At 47.5% G+C, this 20,724-nt stretch carries 19 protein-coding genes and 1 tRNA gene; 6 read left to right on the top strand and 14 right to left on the bottom strand.

Annotated features, from left to right (window positions below):
• Position 1: 1 nt before the first annotated feature.
• A complete protein-coding gene (locus IT233_07250; GenBank protein ID MCC7302419.1) occupies positions 2 to 1,765 on the bottom strand; it encodes a long-chain fatty acid--CoA ligase in 1,764 nt (587 codons plus the stop codon).
• A 71-nt stretch (positions 1,766 to 1,836) separates the two neighbouring features.
• On the opposite strand from IT233_07250, the gene IT233_07245 reads away from it, so the two are divergent.
• A complete protein-coding gene (locus IT233_07245; GenBank protein ID MCC7302418.1) occupies positions 1,837 to 2,052 on the top strand; it encodes a hypothetical protein in 216 nt (71 codons plus the stop codon).
• A 111-nt stretch (positions 2,053 to 2,163) separates the two neighbouring features.
• Positions 2,164 to 2,580, top strand: coding sequence for a hypothetical protein (locus IT233_07240; protein MCC7302417.1), 417 nt, complete (start codon positions 2,164 to 2,166; stop codon positions 2,578 to 2,580).
• Between the two features lie 114 nt (positions 2,581 to 2,694).
• Here IT233_07240 and IT233_07235 read toward each other — a convergent pair whose 3' ends face one another.
• From IT233_07235 to IT233_07225, 3 genes are all read right to left on the bottom strand, one after another.
• Positions 2,695 to 3,897, bottom strand: a complete 1,203-nt coding sequence (locus tag IT233_07235; protein ID MCC7302416.1) for a T9SS type A sorting domain-containing protein — start codon at positions 3,895 to 3,897, stop codon at positions 2,695 to 2,697.
• A 104-nt stretch (positions 3,898 to 4,001) separates the two neighbouring features.
• The gene (locus tag IT233_07230; protein MCC7302415.1) at positions 4,002 to 6,440 is read right to left on the bottom strand and encodes an N-acetylmuramoyl-L-alanine amidase; all 2,439 of its coding nucleotides are present in this window, start codon (positions 6,438 to 6,440) and stop codon (positions 4,002 to 4,004) included.
• A 76-nt stretch (positions 6,441 to 6,516) separates the two neighbouring features.
• On the bottom strand, positions 6,517 to 7,095 hold the full coding sequence (locus IT233_07225; GenBank protein MCC7302414.1) for a hypothetical protein: 579 nt from the start codon (positions 7,093 to 7,095) through the stop codon (positions 6,517 to 6,519).
• Between the two features lie 59 nt (positions 7,096 to 7,154).
• Here IT233_07225 and IT233_07220 point away from each other — a divergent pair, with 59 nt between their 5' ends.
• Positions 7,155 to 7,943, top strand: coding sequence for an SDR family oxidoreductase (locus IT233_07220; protein ID MCC7302413.1), 789 nt, complete (start codon positions 7,155 to 7,157; stop codon positions 7,941 to 7,943).
• A gap of 6 nt (positions 7,944 to 7,949) precedes the next feature.
• Here the strand turns inward: IT233_07220 and accC are convergent, their stop codons facing one another.
• Together accC and IT233_07210 are read right to left on the bottom strand one after the other, a co-directional pair.
• The gene (accC, locus tag IT233_07215) at positions 7,950 to 9,437 is read right to left on the bottom strand and encodes an acetyl-CoA carboxylase biotin carboxylase subunit (protein MCC7302412.1); all 1,488 of its coding nucleotides are present in this window, start codon (positions 9,435 to 9,437) and stop codon (positions 7,950 to 7,952) included.
• 5 nt (positions 9,438 to 9,442) lie between these two features.
• Positions 9,443 to 9,874 (bottom strand): hypothetical protein, encoded by a 432-nt coding sequence (locus IT233_07210; GenBank protein MCC7302411.1) that lies wholly within the window; start codon positions 9,872 to 9,874, stop codon positions 9,443 to 9,445.
• 89 nt (positions 9,875 to 9,963) lie between these two features.
• Here IT233_07210 and IT233_07205 point away from each other — a divergent pair, with 89 nt between their 5' ends.
• Positions 9,964 to 10,467: a phosphoribosyltransferase gene (locus tag IT233_07205; GenBank protein ID MCC7302410.1), complete on the top strand. Its 504-nt coding sequence runs from the start codon at positions 9,964 to 9,966 to the stop codon at positions 10,465 to 10,467.
• Between the two features lie 21 nt (positions 10,468 to 10,488).
• Here the strand turns inward: IT233_07205 and IT233_07200 are convergent, their stop codons facing one another.
• Positions 10,489 to 11,001 carry an AAA family ATPase gene (locus tag IT233_07200; GenBank protein ID MCC7302409.1) on the bottom strand — a complete coding sequence of 171 codons (513 nt, stop codon included), beginning with the start codon at positions 10,999 to 11,001 and terminating at the stop codon, positions 10,489 to 10,491.
• Entirely contained in the window at positions 11,001 to 11,468 is a 468-nt protein-coding gene (locus tag IT233_07195; GenBank protein ID MCC7302408.1) for a hypothetical protein, read from the bottom strand. Before IT233_07195 ends, IT233_07200 begins: the two co-directional genes overlap by 1 nt.
• Positions 11,469 to 11,648: 180 nt before the next feature.
• Here IT233_07195 and IT233_07190 point away from each other — a divergent pair.
• Positions 11,649 to 11,721, top strand: a tRNA-Lys gene (locus IT233_07190).
• Between the two features lie 37 nt (positions 11,722 to 11,758).
• On the opposite strand, the gene IT233_07185 is transcribed toward IT233_07190, so the two are convergent.
• The 4 genes from IT233_07185 to IT233_07170 are packed head-to-tail and all read right to left on the bottom strand — an operon-like array spanning position 11,759 to position 15,048.
• Entirely contained in the window at positions 11,759 to 13,225 is a 1,467-nt protein-coding gene (locus tag IT233_07185) for a TlpA family protein disulfide reductase (protein ID MCC7302407.1), read from the bottom strand.
• Position 13,226: 1 nt separating this feature from the next.
• Positions 13,227 to 13,688: a pantetheine-phosphate adenylyltransferase gene (gene coaD / locus IT233_07180; GenBank protein ID MCC7302406.1), complete on the bottom strand. Its 462-nt coding sequence runs from the start codon at positions 13,686 to 13,688 to the stop codon at positions 13,227 to 13,229.
• The gene (gene rsmD, locus IT233_07175) at positions 13,685 to 14,227 is read right to left on the bottom strand and encodes a 16S rRNA (guanine(966)-N(2))-methyltransferase RsmD (GenBank protein ID MCC7302405.1); all 543 of its coding nucleotides are present in this window, start codon (positions 14,225 to 14,227) and stop codon (positions 13,685 to 13,687) included. Before rsmD ends, coaD begins: the two co-directional genes overlap by 4 nt.
• A complete protein-coding gene (locus tag IT233_07170) occupies positions 14,215 to 15,048 on the bottom strand; it encodes a DUF3822 family protein (protein MCC7302404.1) in 834 nt (277 codons plus the stop codon). The genes rsmD and IT233_07170 overlap by 13 nt, the downstream gene beginning before the upstream one ends.
• 45 nt (positions 15,049 to 15,093) lie before the next feature.
• On the opposite strand from IT233_07170, the gene IT233_07165 reads away from it, so the two are divergent.
• Positions 15,094 to 16,512 carry an AAA family ATPase gene (locus IT233_07165; GenBank protein MCC7302403.1) on the top strand — a complete coding sequence of 473 codons (1,419 nt, stop codon included), beginning with the start codon at positions 15,094 to 15,096 and terminating at the stop codon, positions 16,510 to 16,512.
• Positions 16,513 to 16,578: 66 nt separating this feature from the next.
• Here IT233_07165 and IT233_07160 read toward each other — a convergent pair whose 3' ends face one another.
• Positions 16,579 to 17,808 carry an isocitrate dehydrogenase (NADP(+)) gene (locus tag IT233_07160; GenBank protein MCC7302402.1) on the bottom strand — a complete coding sequence of 410 codons (1,230 nt, stop codon included), beginning with the start codon at positions 17,806 to 17,808 and terminating at the stop codon, positions 16,579 to 16,581.
• A gap of 48 nt (positions 17,809 to 17,856) precedes the next feature.
• Complete coding sequence (locus IT233_07155) at positions 17,857 to 20,508, bottom strand: insulinase family protein (protein MCC7302401.1); 2,652 nt, start codon at positions 20,506 to 20,508, stop codon at positions 17,857 to 17,859.
• Between the last annotated feature and the right edge of the window lie 216 nt (positions 20,509 to 20,724).

The raw sequence follows: 20,724 nt of genomic DNA, 5'->3' as shown, positions 1-20,724 counted from the left end.
TTTACTCTGCGTAAATGCGGTCGTACACCGACTTGTTTTTTTCTAAGATCACTTTTCTTTTCAGGGAGAGTTTCGGGGTGAGTTCTCCACCGTTCACAGACCATTCTGCGGGCAGCACGGCTTCCCGCTTAATCTTTTCGTACTGGGCAAGGTGCGTATTCGCTTTTTCCACCTCCTGGCGGAACAGGGCTTTTACTTCAGGATGTTCCACCAGCACTAAACGGTCATTTATATTAATGCCTTTTTTCTGAGCCCAGGATTCCAGGGCGGCAAAGGTGGGTGTAATGAAAGCCGAGGGGAATTTCTGCCCTTCCCCAATCACCATGGCTTGTTCTATAAATGGCGATTCTTTCAGCTTGTTCTCAATGGCAAGCGGGGCAATGTATTTGCCGCCTGAAGTTTTAAAGATTTCCTTTTTACGGTCAGTAATTTTAAGGAATTTTCCGTCGATGAAAGTGCCGATATCACCGGTGCGGAAATACCCGTTTGTATCCATCACTTCTGCGGTAAGGTCGGGCCGTTTATAGTATCCCAGCATTACGTTGGGTCCTTTGACAAGGATCTCTCCGTCATCGGCGAGTTTCACTTCTACTTTTTCTATAACAGGTCCTACGGTACCGAATTTCATTCCTCCCGGCCAAAATGTATTCACGGCTACAACCGGAGAGGTTTCAGTAAGTCCGTATCCTTCCAAAACCTTGATCTGTGCCGCATTGAAAACACGGGCGAGTCGGGGCTGCAGGGCGGCACCTCCTGAACATACGGCTACAATATTGCCTCCCAGTGCCTCCCTCCATTTTGAAAAAATCAGTTTATTGGCGAGGGAAAGCTGCATGGAATACCATGCGCTCTTACCTTCCAGCTCAAATTGCAGGCCGAGGTTCAGTGCCCAGAAGAATAGTTTCTTTTTAACACCGCTTAGTTCAGCGCCCTTGGCAACAATTTTATCATACACCTTTTCCAGCAGCCTGGGTACGGTAACAAATATCTGTGGCTTCACTTCTTTCAGGTTCTCGCCAATGGTTTCCAGGGATTCAGCGTAATAGATCGAGATGCCGAGGTATATATATAAGGTATTCAGCATGCGTTCGTATACGTGATTGAGCGGCAGGAAAGAGAGTGCCCGCCAGTCCGAACGGAACGGCGCAAGACTTTCTGTGGCCATGCAGTTGCTGAGCAGGTTGGCGTGGGAGAGCATCACACCCTTGGGGACACCGGTGGTGCCGGAAGTATAAAGAATCGTAAAAAGATCATTGCTGTTTACGGCTGCGGAAAGGGCTTCGATCTTATCCTTCTGGGGGTGCGACTTTCCGGAGGCGGTAAGCTCGGTCCAGTGCAAGGATCCGGGAATGGTATTGAAGCAGTAAACAGACATCTGCGGTGCAGCCACAGTGGCCACACTCTTCACTTTTTGGTAAAGATCTTCCGACGAAACGAAGATCAGTTTCACTTCCGCGTCCTTAAGAATAAAAGCCAGGTCGGTCTCGGAAATGGTGGGATAAATGGGAACGGAAACTGCGGCAATCCGCTGCGTGGCGTAATCTGCAATATTCCATTCCGGACGGTTGTTGGAGATAATCCCGATCCGGTCTCCCTTGCCCAATCCGGCCAGCAAGAGTCCGGAAGCCAGATGATCCACCGTTTCCGTAAATTCAGTGGTAGACCATTTTCTCCAGGCTCCGTTTTCTTTTGCAGCAAGCGCGTCTTCTTTCGGAAACTTTTCCTGTAAACGCTTTAAAAGATCAAAAACCCGGGAAGGTTGCATGGAAGGCATGTTAATATTATTACCCTTAAGTGATATTCACCGTATAAAAGTAGTACTTATTTTTCGGCACCATGCGTCTCACAGTGCTGTGTATCGGATTGTTCTCGTTCCTGCTGCTCTCCTGCGGCGGGCCAAACAAGCTCCGTCCCACCGAAAGCAGCAAGGAAACAAGCAAATTGCTGAAGAAGAAGAACAAGGCACACAAGAAAAAATGGAAAAGGGCGGAACGCCGTAAAAGAAAGACGGGGTATTACGGAGGAATCCGTGCGCTGAGCCCATTACATTGAAAATCAGACAAGTATTTAAATTTATTCGATAAAAGCTGTTATTTTATCGACGAATCTTGCTTTCTGGGCCTGATTGTATTACTTTTGCGCCCGAATTAAAGGTCTTTAAAAATGAAAAAGGTTCTTGTATCCATTCTTGTGTTTTTTGTTCTTCTCGTACTTGCCGCCGGCTTCACATCCTGTGAAAAGAACAGCCCGGCACCGCAAAACAGTATTACCCAAACTCCTGTAAATACTTCTCCTGCGCTGGTGAAGTACTCCGTTTACGGAGAGAGCGCGGATTTAACTGTACGGTACACTGTATTTGAGAACGGAATGCTGACGGTAGTTGAGAAATATGTTCTCCGTGCGGATGAGAAATTTGAAGTTGAAATTCCCAGAAATAACCAGGTCAGCATTGAAGCCTGGAATACGAAGGGGGAGCGTAAGGAGATCGTTCTGGAAATTCATTCTGACGGCGTGATCCAGACTTCCGCTTCACTGAATTTTAATACCGGTGTGGCCGCGGCCAGCGTTTTCATCCGGTAAAAACAATAGTTGGTTTAATTGGTTAATTGGTCTCGCCCCGGAAGCTCCAACTCTTCCGGGGCTTTGGTTCTTCGTCTCGTCTGCTGACGCAGACTCGCTCAGAATGACAGTCTATTATTGGTAGAGCACTTTCGCGTAAGAAACACTGCTTCCACTGCGGATTTTTACAAAATAAGCGCCTTTCTTTAAGTTCAGCTCGTTCAGATCCAGGTAAAGGTGATTTTGCCCGCTCACTGATTTCTGATCCTTTACAATCAGTGTTTCCTTTCCTAGCAGATCTACAACGGCAACCATTACGGTTCCGGCTGCATTCATGGTATAACTCAGATGAATAGTTCCGGTGGTAGGGTTAGGAAACACACGGGCCGAAATCTTCAGGCTGTTGTTTTCAGACCATCCAGGATTCACGTTTGTAAATTGCAGTTTGCGGATAATACCGTTCTTTCCGACACACCATCCGGTAGTGTCATTTGGAAAATGCACGGCGTTGAGTCGCTGGGTTGTGAGTGATGTTTGAAGTGTCCAGTTTGTCCCGCCGTTGGATGTAGTATAAATTTTTCCGGAATCTCCCACGACCCATCCTCTTGTATTGGAAACAAAGTGAACATCGTTCATTGATTTGTTATTTGGTGTATTGACAGATGTAAACGTTCCGGCACCGTCAGTAAAACGAACATGCCCTCCTTGTCCCGCAACATAGCCGTTTCCGGATGCACTGAAATGAAGTGCCTGCAGGGTGTCGGTTGTAGAAGTAGTTTGCGGAGTCCAGGTAATTCCGGCATTCACTGACTTAAGAAAAACGCCGTTTACGCCGCACATATATCCCTCCGATGCGCTCACAAACTGAATATGATAAAGATCTTCCGTAACGCCGGAGGTCAGCGGATTCCAGCTGGTTCCTCCATTGATGGTGCCAATCATATTTCCTCCCCTTCCAACGCAGATACCGTTCATTGCATCCAGAAAGAAAATGCTGAGCATTTCGGTAGTAGTACCGGTGGTAAGTGTAGTCCAGTTGGTTCCGCCATTAATGGTTTTAATGATCGTTCCGTTTGCTCCGCAGGCAAAACCTACCTGAGAATTAACGAAAAAAATATCCCAAAGGTTCCAGGTGGTGTTCGAAACCTGGGAAGTCCAGTTGGTTCCGCCGTTATTCGTGTAGCGAAGGGTTCCCTGGTTTCCTACTGCCCATCCTGTGGTTTGATCCACAAAGAATACTCCTTTCAATTCCTGGGTTACGCCGGAATTCTGATTTACCCACTGAGCCGCAGCGGATAGTGTGATGAACGAAATGATCGTCGTAAAGATCTTTTTCATAGAGCCTGGTTTTCCTCAAATCTAACGGGGAGAAAGGTGAAAACAAAAGTCTTTCGCCTAATAGATCAGCAAGAGGGCTGAATAGTCAGATAAATAGGATGAAATTATCTGATCAGCACCGGAAATCTCCGGCTCGAGCCGTTCATGTGGATATCGAGAACGTAACTGCCTCCGGCCAGCAAGGGCAGGATCATTGCATTGTCTCCGGTATTGAGTTCCATGCGGTAGCGGAGAACAATTTTTCCTGAAATGTCGGAGAGAGTAATATCAGCCATTCCGCTCACTGATGTTTGAATGAACAGATCTTCCCCTGGCATTATCGGATTCGGGTAGGTATTCAGGAAAAGAGCAGGTAGGTCATTTGTTCCGGTTACCTGTGTACAACTCCATACAGCACTGAAACCTGTGTTATTCACCAGTGGATCGGATACGAAATGCAGCGTCATGTTTCCGCCGGAAGAATTCACTATACCGGGGCTGATGGACCCGGTCCATGCGCCCAGCAAGGGAGCATTTACGTTCGGACCATCATGAATATAGAGTGAGTCGAACCCGTTCTCGAGGTCAAATGCGGAAAAATTAATACTTATACTTCCGGCATTCGGCGGAGATATGGTAAAAGTATAATCTTCGTTACTTCCGTAGTTGCCGTTGGGCCCTCCTGAATCATCGATGCTCCCCGAGCAATTATTATCCGTGGTGGCACAAACGGGAGTGGTAAACGGTGTGCCGTAAGTTTGTGAGATTCCATCCCAGATTCTCCAGTAGTAGGTAGTATTGGGTTCAAACTGCAGGTAGGTGTTGCACGAAGGGTATTCGCAAAAGCTGCCCGGACAGGCGGAGCTGGTGGTATTGGAAACGTTTTTGTTATAATAAACGGTGAAGTTAGGGTCTGTGGAAACATCTGCATACCAGCCGTTGCCGGTATTGCTCCAGTTAAGGGTTACACCCAGTGAAGGACAGCTGCTCTGTTGTACCGTCAAGTTGGAGGGCGGGGCAGAGGCGGAGGAATTCCAGGTGGCGTTCCAGCCGGCATCGTTTGTGGAACAGTCAGACCTGAATTCAATCGTCATGCTGCTGCCGGTGGACAGTATTGTGCCCGGAGAGTTGGAGCCTGTATACATACCAATCAAAGGACTATTGACAGAATTTCCGTCGTAGATAAAAAGATAATCCCAGGTGTTCTCTACACTAAATGCGCTGAAGGTGAGGGTGACTGAACTGGCGTTGGGAGGGGCAATGGTCCATACAACGCGTTCATCATCTGTATAGTTTCCGCCGGATCCGCCGGTGTCAAAAAAAATTCCGCTGGCCGAGGTGAGCATCGTGGCCGCAGGGGCCGGGTTGATAAGTTTGTAGTACAGATCCCAGTCCCAGTATTGCCCGGGATCTGTATGTGTCTGGCTGGGATAATGCTGATGTCCTTTCACCCGGGTACAGGCTCCGGGGATGGAAGATGTATTGTAATTAGTAGTTGCCAGCCAGGGCCACCAACCCGTTCTGAGCGGGTCAATACCATGACTCGCGCAAATGTCGGCCGACAAAGCAGCAGAGGCGTTGTACATGGCCATAGTATACCAGCTCGGTTGGGTTACATAACCTTCATGTTCTATTCCAACCGTGTAGGAATTCTGATTTCCAACATGCCAGGCCGTGTTTGATTCCAGCACCATCTGAGTGATCTGTCCGTCCGAGGAGCGTACCACGTAGTGGGCGGAAACGGAAGCAGCGCAGTTTTGAAACCAGGAGATACAACCTGCATAAGAGCCCTGAACCGTGTGAATGGTAACGGCGGAAACAGCCTGGGAACGGCCGTTGGAATAGTTGCATGATCCCGCAGGATTCCAGAGGGCGGGGGGATAATCGGGCGACTGCAGTTCCGGCGAGAGTTTGTATACATTCCCTTCCGGGGTCTTTACGTCCTTCTCTCCTGCGATGATCGTTCGTGAGGACAGTACTTTCAGGTTTTCACCAAAAATTTTTTCTTCGTCCCACCCCAGTATTTTAAAACCATATTCCGCTGCCATTTCAGGGTTGTTTATGAACCGCACCACTTCGTACAGGAAGGAATCGAATGCAAAATCTTTCTTTGCCGGCAGTTCTGATAACATGCTAACCCGTGTAAGCCAGGGAAAGTCGGCTGAAAAAAAAGCGGAACCTCGCGTCTCTGTATTCAGTGTTACAAGTGCAGTGGCATAAGCAAGGATGGCCGTGCGGGGATCCGTTTTAATTTCTAACGCAGAATAGCCTGATAAGGAGGAAATGGTCTGGAGGTTATTTCTGAAAACGCCTTTCCCGTCTTCCACCATTCCGAATAAGGTAAAACTTTGCGGGAGTCCGAGGCATGATACCGGCTCATTGGCAGTGAGGTGATACAATCGGGTCTGTGTGAAGGATACGGCTTCAAGCAATCCTTTCGGAATCTCCGGGTGAAGGTGGTATGCTTCTGTGAATGCCTTACCGTACAGATTATGAATTTGCTTTTCATTACAATAACCTTGGAGGAAAAGAAAAAGCGCGAGGGAAAGTGTCAAAAAACGCATAAGAGCTTTATTTATCGCTAAAATATGGCAATTGGGCGAAAAAATCAACGTTTTAGTCGAAGTGCCTGAAGGAGAATCAAATACCGATGGTAAATCCCATTCTGAAGATGGGATTGGGATAAGGATACAAAGGATCATGAAGCAGTTCCCACAGTGCCAGCACGAAAAAACCCCCGTCGGGACTTGGCTGAAACCCCCCGCCTGCCAGTAATCCGAACACATTGAAACGCTGTTTCGGTTTGTTCAGGAGAAAATTACCGTTGATCCACTCCAGTTCGCCGTGGAGAAAGGCGCCTTTATAAATGTAAGGCCTTACATAGGTTCTGCCGCCGTAAATATTGATTTCGATATTGTTTCTCTTATCGTGAAAATAATTATATAATGGACCCGCACCTGCAACAATATTTTTTACCAGGCGATAACCGATAGTAGGTGAAACATCAATGAAGGTGACATTGCCGAAGGAAGCTCCCAACGAACCACCGAACTCTACTTTATCCCAGCTCCAGAAAGGTTCCTTTTTTTGTTTCGGCGGATGTTTGACAGAATCAGTCATGAAATCATCCTGAGAAAAAACCGGGATTGCGATAAGTAAGGCATACGGCAGAAGCAGTAAGCGGACAGGATGCAGCAAATGTTGTAGTTTATTTTTCATGGGTTCCGTTCCTTAAAATTACTAAAAAGGAGACTACCCGTTTTGTCTACCTTTGTGATATGAACATTATTGTAACAGGTGTATCCCGGGGGATCGGTTATGAAACGGCCCGTCATCTTGTATTGGGCGGACACCATGTGCTGGGGATTTCGAGAAACGCCCCGGATCTGGCCGAACGGCTGCAAAGGGAAATGCCCGGAGCCCGGTTTGAGATGATTTCCTTTGACCTGGAAAAGGGAGATATGGAATCGCTGGTAGAGCAGAAGGTAAAGAAGATTTTTCCGAAAGTTCATGCCCTGGTGAACAATGCGGGTTTGCTTGTTTCCAGGCCTTTTGAACAAATCAGCTCTGCTGAACTACGGCGGGTATTTGAAGTTAACGTATTCTCCGTTTTCCGACTGATCCAGTATCTCGTTCCCCTGATGGAAGGTGTTATTACTGTGGAATCCACTGAAGTATTGGAATCTTCCGGGGGAGAGCGTCTCGGGGAGCGACTGTCATTGCGGCAGCAGGTGATCCAGGCCAGGGGAGCACACATCGTGAATATATCCAGCATGGGCGGGATAACGGGAACCGCCAAGTTTGCCGGACTAAGTGCCTATTCTTCGTCGAAAGGAGCGTTGAGCATTCTTACCGAATGCCTGGCAGTTGAATTGCAAAAGAAAAATATCAGCGTGAACGGCATCGCCCCGGGAGCAGTTCAGACTGAGATGTTAGCGCAGGCCTTTCCGGGCTTCAAGGCGCCGGTGAATGCGTCACAGATGGGAGAGTTTATTGCCGATTTTACCGTGAACGGGCACAAATACTTTAACGGAAAGGTATTGCCGGTAAGTTTGAGTACTCCTTAACAGAGGCTACCTGCTGCGTTTCCAGGCGGTACGGGGTTGTGCGGTAGTTTTAACGCCGGAGGATGCTGCTTTTATTTCCTGTTGGAGAAGCATTGCCATCGCGCCGGCCACCAGTAATTCATCCTCCTTCTGCTCGTCCATCAGCTCCGGCCGGAAGAAACGGCTCACAAAGTGAGTGTCAAATTTTCCTGAAACAAACGCTTTATGTTCCATTACGAAACGGCAAAACGGGAGGGTTGTTTCCACTCCAACAATTCGGTATTCCCGGATGGCCCTTTTCATTTTTTCAATCGCGTCATTTCTGTCGTTACCGTAGGTGATAAGTTTAGCGATCATGGGGTCATAAAAAATAGGAATATCCATTCCTTCTTCGAAGCCATCGTCTACCCGAACCCCCGGGCCTTTGGGAGTTTGATAATGAATCAGTTTGCCAATATCGGGCAGAAAACCACGGGAAGGATCTTCCGCATACACCCGGATCTCCATGGCGTGTCCTCGTATTTCCAGATCGTCCTGTGAGAACGAAAGTTTTTCGCCGCGGGCTACGCGGATCTGTTCCCTTACCAGGTCTACCCCGGTGATCATTTCTGTTACAGGATGTTCCACTTGCAGACGGGTATTCATTTCGAGAAAGTAGAAATTCATTCCTTCGTCGACCAGGAATTCCACGGTTCCAGCGCCCACGTAATCGCAGGCTTTGGCAACATTAACAGCACAGTTGCCCATTTTTTTTCTCAGTTCAGGGCTGAGCACAGAAGAAGGGGCTTCTTCCACTACTTTTTGGTGCCGGCGCTGCACGGAACATTCTCTTTCAAACAGATGCACTACATTGCCGTGCCGATCGCCCAGTACCTGAATTTCAATATGCCGCGGACCGGTCACATATTTTTCAATGAATACACTTCCGTCGCCAAAGGCGGAAGTAGCCTCGCTGACCGCGCGTTTCATTTGTTCTTCGAATTCTTCCGCTTTCTCAACTATTTTCATGCCTTTGCCTCCTCCGCCGGCGGAGGCTTTGATCAGGAGCGGATACCCCGTGGCTGCGGCAATCTTTTTTCCTTCATCAACAGTTGTGATGGCTCCGTCTGAGCCGGGAACCATGGGGATATTGAATTTTTTGACCGCTGCTTTTGCCGAAAGTTTGTCTCCCATGGTATCCATACTTTTAGGAGAGGGGCCAATGAAGATAATACCGGCCTTCTCAACGGCTTCGGCAAATTCGGAATTTTCGGAGAGAAATCCGTAGCCCGGATGAATGGCGTCGGCACCGGTGCTCTTCGCAGCCTCAATGATCTTATGCGCTACCAGATAGGATTGTGCGGAAGGAGGGGGGCCGATATTTACCGCTTCATCCGCATAGCGCATAAAGGGAGCTCCTTTGTCGGCATCCGAATAAACAGCTACGGTGCAGATCCCCATTTCACGACAGGTGCGCATCACACGGAGAGCGATCTCTCCCCGGTTTGCCACTAAGACTTTGCTGATCTCTTTCATCCTGATCACGTTCCAGTTCTTGAAACCAGAATGGTGTTATTTCCCTGGAATTCAATTTTCCAGTTTTTATCAAATATGCGTTTGGCATAACGGAAATAAAGATTGATCCGTGCGGAGGCTTTGTCTTCGGTTTCATTTTCACGGGCCAGTCCCGTGAATTCATATGAAATCATCTTTGGATGTTCTTTCATAAACAAGGCAATGATCTGGTTGATGGTTTCCATTACCCTGTAAAGTTCACCGCTGTTGGTGACAACATATTCTTCCCCTTCAAATTCGTCATTGATCACACCAAATACGATGGTGGCTTTAAGAATATTGTCTTTCCTCCGTCCAAAACGAACTTCATATTTTATTCCCAGATCAGTGGTGAAATAATACAATCCGGCCGAGGAGATGGCGGGTGGGATGATCTTAAAGGAAGGTACGGTAGCCATTGGCAGGGACAAATATAAGGAAACCAGCGAGTTGAATGAATGGTCAGGAAAAGGATTTCAACCTTGAAAATTCATAATTTTACCCTCACATGAAAAACAAAGGCACTTTATTGCTGAGTCAGAAGCAGATCAGCCAAAAGGTGGAGCGAATGGCTATGGAGATTCTGGAGCGGAACTACCGGGAGAAGGAGCTGATAATAGCGGGCATAGAGAAGAATGGTTTTCTTCTGGCGAAGGAGCTGGCAAAGGCGCTGAAGAAGCATAAAAGATTCAGGATTTTGCTTCGAAGCCTGCGGGTGGATAAAGAACATCCGATCGGCAAGAAGGTAGAAACCGGATTAACGGCCGGTGAACTAACGGGGAAGGTGGTGCTGGTGGTGGATGATGTACTTAATTCCGGCAGCACGTTGATGTATGGGCTGAAGCCTTTTTTATCTGTGCCGCTTAAGAAGCTCAATACAGCGGTGCTGGTTGACCGTTCCCACCGCCGGTATCCGGTACATGCAGATCATGTGGGTTTATCCCTTTCCACCACGTTACAGGAGCACGTGGAGGTGAAGTTCGGTAAAGGGGGTGGTGTTTTTATCCGGTAGGGTGATGTCTGCCTCGGGAATTTATCTGACTTCTTTTACTTTCAGAATATCTGCCAGCTTGTGAACATCCAGATTAGTGCCCTTCACGGTGTAGGAGGCTTTGCGATAAAAATCTTCCCTTTTTTCCAGCAGTTCGGTAATGAATTTGAGTAATTCACCGGGGTTTTTTCGGGCGATGAGCGGACGACTTTGCTGGTTTGGGGTGAGCCGGTTCTGCAGCGCACTGGCACTAAGTTTCAGGTAAACGGTGATGCCGCTGGAATTCATGAAATCCATATTGTCATAGAAGCAGGGGGTGCCGCCGCCGGTGGCAATCACAGCGTTTGGGCTGGCAGATAGCGTACGCAGCAGAGAGTGTTCCTGTTCCCGGAACCAGGGTTCACCTTTTTCGGAAAATATTTCCGTCACGCTCATACCGCAGGTCTTAGAGAGTTCTTCGTCCAGGTCGAAAAAGGGGAATTGCAATAGAGCGGCCAATTGTTTTCCTGCGGTAGATTTGCCGCTGCCCATGAATCCGGTGAGGTAGATGATCATTAGTTAGGGAGTATAAGAACCTGTTGGGGTTTCCCGTCAGGCGGGATACTGAAATTTATGGAACTCATTTTCCCCTTTTCGAAGTAGAAATCAATGAGGGCTTCATCAAAGGAGATGCGGTTTTCACCCCATTCGTGTTTTTCCGTTTCCGACTGGTTATAGCCTTTGGAACTGAAAAGGTCTTTCAGTTGTGTTTCGGAGAGAGAGAACACCGGCATTTCCCATAACAGGGTGGAACGGTTATCCACTTCGGCACAGGAGAATTTTTTTCCATGGGAATGGTCGAAGAAGAGAGAGAATCCTTTGGACCAGAAGTGAAGTACCATAGAGGGGTATTCCCCGGCGCTGTCCATTTCTTCTGTTTCTTCCGGATTTCCAAACAATGCAATAGCCTGTTCAACGGTAGAACCGAAGTTCAGGTTGCCCAGGCCAACAACGGGTTTAATAATAAGGATGTCCTTTACCACTGAGGATAAAAGTAATGCTTTACCTGAAAAGGACATCCGGTAGTTTAACCCGGCTAACTAGCTGAAAACCTGTTAAAAAAAAGGACAGGTGGGTTTGGGATTATAGGGAAGACTTGTATATTTGCAGGCCTTTTTAGAAAGGTAATTTGCCCTTTGCGGTTCGTGCCGTGAAAGGTGAGAGATTCCGTAGCTCAGTTGGTAGAGCATTACACTTTTAATGTAAGGGTCCTGGGTTCGAGCCCCAGCGGGATCACAACCCCGAAGTACATCAGGCGATGTCTTCGGGGTTCTTAATTCTCTTTCTGCCCCGGCAAAAAAGCTTTGTTGCCTTTTTTCTTCACCTCATCGAACTTTTTCTCAATCTCTAAGCCCGGTTCGGGTGCAGGTGAAAGTGACAAACGATGAAAGGGATTGATCAGAAAATATATGGGCACTCCGCGTACATTAAAAAGCTCCTGAACTTCTCCTCCCGGTGAAGGAAAGAATGTTTCCCAGTCGGCTTTTGGATATTTTTTCATCAGAGCCTTGACTGTTCCTGCATCCTCATCCAGCCACACTGCTACAAAGGCAATTTTCTGACCATACTTTCGCTTTAATTCCGGAATCTGCCTCATGTGCTCCTCGCAAACGGAAATATCGCTGCGCCAGAACATCACATAAATATACCGGTCACCAAATTCCTTCAGCGTACGTTCATTTCCCTGGATATCCCGAAAATGCATCAAGGGCAGGTCGGATCCGGGGATCATTCGGCAATATACAAATGAGAGATTCCCGGCCATTACCATATGGTACGGATGTTTGTACTCTGCCGCGGCTCTGGAAATGGTCCGGCAAAGTCTATCCTTGTTATATTGCTTGATGCTCTGTGCCAGGCGAAGCAGAACCAGGGCTGACAATTCCTTCAGCGTGTCGTTCGGAGTGTACACACTGTGTTTTACCAGATCACGAAACTTCAGGCAATCCTCATTGGCATTCACCACGCCGATCACCGGATGGGTGTACAACTTGTGCTCCAGTTCAGATTCGTAGAATGCGCAGATAAATTCCATGTATTCCCGGTGTTCATACAGAATCGGTCTTCCTTTCAGGAATTCCTTCCAGGCGGCCTGTCCGCTCATCAGCGGAAGTTTCGCTTTTGCGAACGTATACATGCGGTAGGTGTGAAAATAATCCTGTTTAGCGTATTTCAGTTCAGCACGAAGCACATTCTCAAGCGAATCAATCTTTTTCAGCAATCGGTAGTTCTGATTTTTCTTTCGCTCCATACTGTCCGGCTTCAGGTCGTTGGGTCGCTGATCCTTGACCGCTGTGCCCTTCTCCGATTTTAACAGTTCATTCAGCCGTTCATCGCACCGGGATATCAGATAATTCAACTCCGCTGAGTCACTGTTCATGAAGACAAGATTTACCGGGATCAATCCCCCGACTGTTTCAATGATGGAAGAATCCGCCTTCAGCAATCCCAGTTTATACGTTTTGCCAGGCTCAGCATAAATGACCGCCTGTTTGTTTCCGCATCGGATAAAGAGGGGGCGGGTATATTTCATCTGAAGTACAAAGGTGAAGAAGCCAGGCGGGCGTACTGTATCTCGTGCGAGTACTACTTCCCTGTCGCTCAGATTGTCATCATATCCCACCAACCGGATCTCTTTTCCGAAATAGACTGCATCCGCTTTTCCTACCAGCGTGGTTTTCTGAGCCCATGCGGAAGAAAAACCTGTGATCAGGCTGAGATATAAAAAGAATATTCTCATGTTATTTAAGCGCTACTGCCGCCGGTACAAAGATGGAAGCATCTCCTCCGTTACGGATGATTTCACGTACAATGGTGGAACTCACATGGGCGTATTCGGGGAGTGTGAGAATGAAAATTGTTTCAATTCCGGACCGCATATCGCGGTTCATATGCGCAATCGTTTTTTCAAATTCGAAATCTGCTCCGCTTCTTAACCCACGCAGCAGGTAGGCTGCTCCTTCCTCTTTACAGAATTCAATAGTAAGACCGGAGTAGGATTTCACTTCCAGTTTTTTTTCACCCGCGAATGTATGGCGTATCCAATCCATTCTTTTTTCGAGCGGGAAATGTCCGCTCTTCTCCGAATTCTTCCCTACCGCCACAATGATCCGGTCAAATAGGGGAAGCGCACGGCGGATCACACTTTCATGCCCTTTGGTGATGGGATCAAAGGATCCCGGAAATACAGCGGTCTTGTTCATGCATTGTCCTTTTGAAAGAAACTGAAATTTACGGCTCCGTATGTTCTTTTTTCCAAAAATCGTTCCTCCTCTGGAAATTCCATTTTGGCTTCATGTTCTACGATCAATAAGCCATTAGGTTTCAGCGCATTGCCATTAAGGATAACCTTCACCAATTCACGGTATTTCTTGTAATCATAAGGCGGATCGGCGAATATTATGTCATAGTCCAGCCGGTTGGTTTCCAGGAAGCCGAATGCATCCATTCGAACTGAACGCAGATTACTAAATCCGAATTCACCTGCTTTTTCACGGATAAATCCGGTGCATTTTGCGTTGGTATCCACGGCAATCACCTCTGCAGCGCCGCGGGATGAGAATTCGAAGCTAATAGCACCTGTTCCGCAGAAAAGATCAAGTACACGGATTTCCTGCAGATCTATTTTGTTTTGCAGAATATTAAAAAGAGATTCCTTGGCGAAATCAGTGGTTGGACGCAGTGGAAGATCGCGGGGAGCTCCTATCCTGCGGCTGCGGTGACTGCCCCCTATGATGCGCATTGGGAAAAAAGCGGATGGAACCGGTAGGCAGGGAGTTCAGCAAGTTGCCACGAGAACTGTTGATCTTCCGGGAATGGAAAATGTTCTACCTGTCGTACGTATTTAAAAATCAAAGCGTATACAGCTGAATTTTTTCCGCACCATCCACCGAGGGTCACAGGCACTGACTCTGGATTGAGGCGAAGCACTTCATAGGCATTCATTACATGATAAGCGGCTTCGTCCGGATTCCGGTATTCTGTTACGTTGTAGAGAATAAGCTGATTGCCCTCTGTGACCACAATCTCCATTAAATTCTCATGCATACAGGCCTGCACCTTTTTCCCCGCGCTGTTCTTGTTTCTTCCCAGGAAGGGGTCTACGGTGAACCTGGCCTGGTGATGAAATTCTGCGCGCGGCCATAGTGAACGGATGCGCTCTGTGGTATCCTTGTATATACCGAAGATCAGCTGGGCGGGCAGATGCTTCATTGGAACTACAAAAGTTTTATGCTCTGTATCGCGCCCGCAGCCGGTATTCAGGTAATCCTCCGTATGACGGTCGTTGAAGAGATCGCTGGGTATAAATGTAAAACGTCTCCCAACCCAGGAAACCGAAACGGAACCATGCTCCCGATGCAACCATTCAGGGCCATTGAATGACAGATCATTTGTTTTTCCGGTATGTATCCCCAGCCATCGCTGTTCGGTCCGGTGAAAGAGTCCCGCTTCCCATCCGCCATCCCTGCACAGCAGGTGCAGACTGCAGGAGCCGGCCGGTACAGAAAAGGCCTGTTCGTCGGTAAGTGAGATTTTTTCCTGATCGTCCACGGAAAGAAGCACGGATAAAGATACTAAATATACCACTCTTACGGGTATCTTTACCCAATGGCAGACGAAGTGTTATTCCGTCATTTGATGAGAAAGGAGTGTGGGCATGAGCCTACGGCAGGACAAGAGGATGCCATTGTACTGATGTCGCAGTTTTTGTACAACAACAATCCGCGATCTTTGTTTGTTCTGAAGGGGTATGCCGGTACCGGAAAGACAACCTTGCTTTCGGCATTGGTGAACACCCTTCCGCATGTTGGGATGAAAGTGGTGTTGCTGGCACCTACGGGAAGGGCGGCTAAAGTGCTGGGAAATTATTCCGGACAGCCGGCCGGAACGATTCACAGGAATATTTACTGGAAAGTTAGTACCGGTGGTGTGGAAAAATTCGTCCTCAGAGAGAATAAATGGAAGAATACGTTGTTCATTGTGGACGAGGCTTCGATGATCATGGGTGAAGCCGGAAGCCCGGATCAGCATGTATTTGGGAGCGGGAATCTTCTGGAGGATCTTTTCGGTTTTGTGTATGGGGGCGAGAATTGCAGAATATTATTTTCGGGAGATACTGCACAGCTGCCGCCGGTGGGATCGGCTCAAAGTCCGGCACTCGATGAAAAGTTTCTTTCCCGAACGTTCTACCTGGAAGTTTATAAGTGCGAGCTGACGGAGGTGGTGCGGCAGGCCGGTGAATCCGGCATCCTTCACAATGCCACCATGCTGCGGGAAATGATCAGGAATGAGGCGGTGAGCAAACCCGTATTTAATACCGGAAGTTTCAGAGATTTCAGGGCCGTTTACGGATCGGATCTGGAAGAATTGCTCAATGCGGCCTACTCGGCGGGCGGGGTGGAGGAAACGATTGTGATTTGCCGCAGCAACAAAAATGCGAATCTTTATAACGCACAGATCCGTGCCAGGATCAGGTACCAGGAGGAGGAGTTGAGTGCGGGAGATCACCTGATGGTAGTGAAGAATAATTACACCTGGCTTCCGCCGGAAAGCAAGGCCGGCTTCATAGCAAATGGCGACACTATTATTGTATCCAAGGTGAAATCGAAAAAGAACCTATATGGTTTGCGCTTTGCAGACATTTTATTCAGTATGGCCGATTATCCGGACGAGCCTGAGCGCGAAGCCCGCATTGTGCTTAATACACTCACAGCGGATGGCCCTGCATTGAGTCGGGATGACAGTAACCGGATGTACCAGTCCATGCAGGAGTTTTATTCGGGCTATACGAACAAGCGGGAACGTTTTTTAAAGATTAAGGCAGACCCCTGCTATAATGCCTTACAGGTCAAATTTGCGTATGCAATCACTTGTCATAAGGCCCAGGGTGGCCAATGGGAAAATGTATTTATTGATCAGGGCTATATGAAGGATGAGATGCTGAATCTCGAGTACCTGCGCTGGTTGTATACGGCGGTTACCAGAGGATCTAAAAAGGTGGCCCTGGTGAATTTTGGCATGGGTTAGGAGGTGCGGGATAACGTGTAGGCGTACAAGATCATTTGAAAGGTCTTCATCATCCCGCGTTTTTCCTTACCCCAGTTTCTTCTTCAAATTCGCATCCAGGGCGTTTAAAAACTCATCCGTGTAAAGAAAATGCTCCCCGTGATTCACCTGGCCGCCATGAATGCAAACCGCAAGATCCTTTGTCATTTTACCGCTTTCCACAGTTTCTACACAAACCTTTTCGAGGGTCTGACAAAAATTAACCAGTTCCTGATTCCCGTCCAGCTTTCCCCGGAATTCAAGCCCGCGTGTCCAGGCAAAAATAGAGGCGATGGGATTGGTAGAGGTAGGTTTGCCTTTCTGGTGTTCCCGGAAGTGCCGGGTTACTGTTCCGTGAGCTGCTTCGGCTTCCATGGTTTTTCCGTCTGGCGTGATCAGCACAGAGGTCATTAAGCCCAGCGATCCAAAACCCTGAGCCACGGTATCACTTTGCACGTCGCCATCGTAATTCTTACAGGCCCACACAAAGTTCCCGTGCATTTTCAAGGCGGAAGCTACCATGTCGTCGATCAGTCGGTGTTCATAGTATATTCCGGCAGCTTCATATTTAGATTTCCATTCCTTTTCATAGATCTCCTGGAAAATGTCTTTAAAACGACCGTCATATTTCTTCAGAATCGTGTTTTTAGAACTGAGGAACAAGGGCCATTTTTTCTGTAAGGCCAGGTTGAAACACGATTGAGCGAAACCGGCGATGGAAGCATCTGTATTGTACATACTGAGGGCCACGCCATCGCCCTTAAAGTTGAACACTTCCCAGTTTTGTGGTGCCGAACCATCTTCGGGAGTAAAGGTCATGGTGAGCTTCCCTTTTCCTTTGATCAGCACATCGGTAGCACGATACTGATCGCCGAATGCGTGACGCCCAATACAAATAGGTGCTGTCCAATTAGGTACTAACCTGGGAACGTTTTTACACACGATAGGCTCGCGGAAAACCGTTCCGTCGAGAATGTTCCGTATCGTTCCGTTCGGACTCTTCCACATTTGTTTCAGATTAAATTCCTTTACCCGTGCTTCATCGGGCGTAATCGTGGCGCATTTGATACCAACGGAATACTTCCTGATTGCATTCGCGGCCTCTACAGTTACTTCGTCGTTTGTTTTATCCCGGTGTTCTACGCCAAGGTCATAATATTTAATATCCACCTCCATGTAAGGAAGAATCAATTTGTCTTTAATAAATTTCCAGATGATGCGGGTCATTTCATCCCCATCAAGTTCCACTACCGGATTGGCTACTTTGATCTTTTTCATAGTATCGTTTTTATCTTCATTTGCTCCTGTATGATGTTTACTTTCTCCTCAATATCCAAAAATCTGTTCCAGCGTAAGAAACTCCACTTTTCCGTATTTTTCGAGGGTTTTCATATCCAGAAGACTCTTTTTTCCAAGAATCATAATGTTATACTTTTTTCCGGAAATGTTCTTTTCGTGGAAAGAATTGATATCTGCGAGTGTCATTTTTCCGGCGGTCTCAAAAACATTTCTGCGAATGTCGTAATTCATTCCGAGTTTTGTTGCATTTAGAAAATACCCCAGCATTTCCGATGGTTTGACGCGCTGTGAACGGATGTTTTGCAAAAGGGCATCTTTGGAAGTGCTAAAGAGCAATTCCGACTGGGGCATTTTGGTAAGCAGATTCATCATGCCGGCCATTGCATCAGATAATTTATCCGACTGAGTACCAATATAAGCCATCACGCCAAAGGGCTTTTCCTTGCGGTCGGGCACCGAAAAGCTGGAGAATACAGAATAGGCCAGTGCTTTGGACTCGCGCATATCCTGGAACACTACAGAACCCATGCCGCCTCCGAAATACTCATTGAACATGCGTGCATATGGAATGAGGGCGGGATCAAAGTCCGGGCCTTTGCTCAGAAAAAGAATCTCTGCCTGCTTCATGTCGAAGTCCACAACAAAAACTTTCGTTTCCGTGTTGGGGAGCCGGGTAAATGTGATGTTGTCTTTCATCACTTTGAATTCAGCGGGAAGTGGATGATGTTTTTCAAAGAGCTGAAGCATTTTTTCTCCGGGGAGGTCCGCATAGAAGAATATCTCCTGTTCGTAATTGATCAGGTCACGCAGGAAAGCCGCCAGGTCTTCTGCTTTCAGTGCAGTCAGTTCTTTTTCGCTGAGCATGTGTTTGTACGGATTAGCATTTCCGTAGGTGCCGTAATTCATCATGCCCGACCAAAGTATCTGGTCTTGATTCAGCTTTGCATCCGCCCTCGATTTAAGGACGTCGCTTACCAGGTTTTTCAGGGCAGACTCATCGGGTTTTGCATCCCTGAGTAATTGTTCTAAAAGTGCCAGTGCCGGTTCAATGTTTACCGTCAGACCGGAAATATTGACATGAACATTTTCTTCGCTGGCGTAAACGGAATAGCTGCAGGCCAGTTTATAAAATTCCTGTTTCAGTGCGGCTGGCGTGTACTTGGATGTTCCAAGGTAATTGATGTAGTCTACTGCAATGGGCACCCTGCGGTCCTTCTTGTTACTCATTCGGATGACGAAACTCACGCTGAAGGTCTTATTTTCTGTATTTTCTGCATAGTAAACCGGAGCGCGGTTTTTGAAATAGTACTTTTTGATATCTGTTTCATAATTCAAAAAAACCGGTTCAATGGGTTGCACTTTTCTGGACATAATTTCCTGAACAAAACCACTGGCGGCATCGCGGTTTACCTCCACCGGGGTGATCACAGGTTTCTCCACCTTCTGAACATTTTTGTCTTCACCGGTATGTTTGTATACACATACGTAATTATTTCCCAGACTGGCTTTCACAAATTCCATTATATCTTTACGTGTAATGCCCGCGAGGCGATTAGTTTCCCCAATTACCTCTTCCCATTTGCGATGCTGCACATATGCAGTTACAAAGAGATCGGCCCTGTACCGGTTCTGTTCCATCTGCACCATTTCCTCATAGCGGATATTATTAATTGTGGCGTCAATCATCCAGTCGGGGAAATCGCCATTCTTTAATTTTTCTATCTGCTGCAGGAGAAGGTCACGGACTTCTTCCAGTTTCTGCCCCGTCTTTGGGTCACCGCTGAGCACAAGTGCGGAATAATCTTTCATAATCAGGGGAAATGCGGATGCTGCGAGCACTTTCTGTTCCTGTACAATGTCCAGGTCAATAATTCCTGCGGTGCCGTTGTATAACAGGCGGCTGATCAGGTTTAACAGGTCGGCATCGCGCGTACCGGCACCATTGAAACGAAATGCCATGACCATGGTTTCGGCATTCGGCCCGTAAACATGTTTCTCTACCGGTTTCAGGAAAGGCACTTCTGCGGGCACCTTGAATACCGGCACATCCTTCTTCTTCCACCCGGAGAATTTTTCACGGATCATTTTTATTGTGGCGTCAGGATCCAGATCGCCGGACAGGCAGATCGCCATATTATTGGGAACGTAATAGGTATTATAATATTCCCTGATCTTTTTAATGCTTGGATTCTTGAGGTGATCAACGGTCCCAATCGTGGTTTGCGTTCCGTAAGTATGCTTTTGAAACAATCCTGCGAAAAGGTTTTCCCAGAGTTTATCCTGGTCGTTATCCATGGAGATGTTCTTTTCCTCATACACCGCCTCAAGCTCCGTATGGAAAATGCGCATGACAGGATTCCGGAACCGCTCCGATTCAACATCTAACCAGGTGGATAATTGATTGGATGGGATATCGTTTACATACACTGTTTGTTCCATCCAGGTATAGGCATTTGTACCTTTAGCACCAATAACCGACATCATTTTGTCGTACTCGTTGGCGATCGCGTATTTCGACGCCAGACCTGAGATGCTGTCAATCTCGCGGTAGATACTTTTTCTCAGTTTCTCATCTTTGGTAGACCGGTATTTCTCGTAGAGTTCCTCAATTTTTTTCAGCATAGGCTCTTCTTTGGAGAAATCCATGGTTCCGTATTTATCCGTTCCCTTAAAAAGCATGTGTTCGAGGTAATGGGCCAGGCCTGTGGCATCCGACGGATCATTCTTGCTGCCGGCTCTTACTGCAATGTAGGTCTGGATGCGCGGGGCGTTTTTATTTACACTGATATATACTGTGAGCCCGTTGTCCAGGGTCTAAATCCTGGCTTGCATTGGATCGCCGGGCACCGACTGGTAAGTAAAGGAACCGAGTTGGTCCGGGGTGGGAAGGGTGGG

The organism is Bacteroidia bacterium (assembly GCA_020852255.1).
Taxonomy (GTDB): domain Bacteria; phylum Bacteroidota; class Bacteroidia; order JADZBD01; family JADZBD01; genus JADZBD01.
Note: the sequence above shows the minus strand (reverse complement) of the source record. Positions and strands in the feature narration are given on the sequence as shown.